Consider the following 2,172-nt stretch of genomic DNA (forward strand, 5'->3'; position numbering starts at 1 on the left):
TGGTCGCCGAGCGCTCGAGGGCGTCACGGACCTGGGCGCGCACCGACTCGCGCAGCCCGGCATCCAGCGCGGAGAACGGTTCGTCGAGCAGCACCAGGGACGGGCTCGGCGCCAACGCCCGCGCCAGGGCCACCCGCTGCTGCTGTCCGCCCGACAGCTCGCCGGGGCTGCGGTCCTGGAACCCGTGCAGGCCCACGAGGTCGAGCACCTCGGCGACCCGCGGCGAGCGGCGGCGCTGCGCCCTCGGAAGGCCGAACGCGACGTTGTCCCCGACGCTGAGGTGCGGGAACAGGGCCCCCTCCTGGGGAACCAGCGCGATGCCGCGACGCTCGGGCGCGAGGTGGCGGCCCGGCCCGCTGACGACCGTGTCGCCCACCCGGATCTCGCCGCGGTCGGGCCGCACGAAGCCGGCGACCGCGCGCAACAACGTCGTCTTGCCGCACCCCGACGGGCCGAGCACCGCGGTCACGGAGCCGCTGGGAACCTCCAGGTGCACGCCGCGCAGCACGGCGAGGTCACCCAGGGTGACGTCGAGGTCACGGATCGACAGCGTGTTCATGACTCGCTTCCTCGGTCGTGGGCCGATGCGCGCATCAGCCAGATGGTCGGGAGCACGGCGAGCACGACGAGTGCCAGACCGTAGGGGGCTGCTGCTCCGTAGGCTCCCACACCGGTCTGGGTCCACAGACTGGTGGCCAGGGTGTCGGTGCCGGTGGGGCGCAGGAGCAGGGTCGCGGGAAGTTCCTTCATGCAGGTGAGCAGGACCAGGGCCGCCCCTGCGCTGATGCCTGGCGCTGCCAGCGGCAGGGTGACGCGGCGCAGCACCTCGCCGGGGGTGGCTCCGAGCGAGCGGGCGACCTCTTCGCCGCGCACCGAGCTCTGGGCCACCGAGCTGCGCACGGAGCCCACGGCGGTCGGCAGGAAGAGCACGACGTAGGCCAGGACCAGCAGTGGCGCCTCCTGGTAGGCCCACGGCACCACCCGGACCCCGAGGAAGACCAGGGCGAGCGCCACGACGATTCCGGGCAGGGCGTGCCCGGCGTACGTCACCTGTTCGATGACGGTCGTGAACCGGCCCCGGTGCCGGGCCGCGAGGATGCCGACGGGCACGGCACCCAGCGTGCAGGCCACGGCCCCGAGCAACGACAGCCACGCGGTCGCCGCGATCCCGGCACCCAGACGACCGGCATCCAACCCGGCCGAGAGCCCGGTGGTGAACCAGTAGAGCAACGACGCGATCGGGAAACCGAGCGCCAGCACGACGACGACCCCGGCCCCACCGGCCATCGGCAGGCGCAGGGGTCCGAGCCGCAGCGGCTCTGGCTGGCGGGCGACCCCGGCCCCGATGCGGGCGACGTCGCGGCGGCGAACCCGTGACTCCCCCACGCTGATCGCGACGGTCAGCGCCACGAGCAGCAGGGACAACACGGCGGCCGTCGAGCGGTCGAAACTCGAGCGGTACGCGGTGTAGATCACGCGGGTGAAGACGTCGTAGCGCAGGATCGACACGGCCCCGAAGTCGCTGAGCGTGTACAGCGCGACGAGCAGGCCACCGGCGGCCGCGGAGGGGCGCACCTGGCGCAGGGTGACCTCGCGGAAGGTCTGCCACGGGGTGCGGCCCAGGCTGCGGGCGACCTCTTCCAGGCCCGGGTCTGCGCGACGAAGGGCCGCGAGCACGGGCAGGTAGACGTAGGGGTAGCAGCACAGGGTCAGCACGAGCACGGCCCCGGTGAGACCGGCGATCTGGGGCAGGGCCGAGATCCAGGCAAAGGCCGCGACATAGCTGGGGATCGCCAGCGGGAGCGGAGCCAGAGCAGCGAGGACCCGGCGGCCCGGGACGTCGGTGCGCGCCGCGAGGAAGGCCAGCCCGACGCCGATGGCCACGCTCAGGGCCGTCACGAGGGTGACGAGCAGCAGGCTGCGCCCGACGAGCTCCATCGTGCGCTGGCGCGCGAGGATGTCGACGATCCGGCCCGGCCCGGCCTCGGCCGCGCGCACCACGAGGTAGCCGATCGGGATCAGGGCGATGAGGGCGACCACCACCGACGGTGCGGACAGGTACCACGGGGGTGCGGGGTCCCGGCGGCGCGCCGAAGCCCGGGCCGCCGGTGTGGCGTCCCGGGCCGTCGGTGGCGTCAGCGTGCTCAGGTCAGACCCACCTCGTCGAGCATG

2 protein-coding genes are annotated in these 2,172 nt (G+C 73.8%); both read right to left on the reverse strand.

The genetic code is table 11. From position 1 onward, the window contains the following. Nucleotides 1–559, reverse strand: a 559-nt coding sequence (locus tag PLL68_RS12190; protein ID WP_324534452.1) for an ABC transporter ATP-binding protein, incomplete at its 3' end; no start/stop codon positions are given. Next, nucleotides 556–2,172 (reverse strand): ABC transporter permease (locus PLL68_RS12195; protein WP_324534454.1); only part of this gene is annotated, 1,617 nt, incomplete at its 5' end. The genes PLL68_RS12190 and PLL68_RS12195, both read right to left, overlap by 4 nt.

The organism is Ornithinibacter sp. (genome assembly GCF_035443565.1).
GTDB lineage: Bacteria > Actinomycetota > Actinomycetes > Actinomycetales > Dermatophilaceae > Fodinibacter.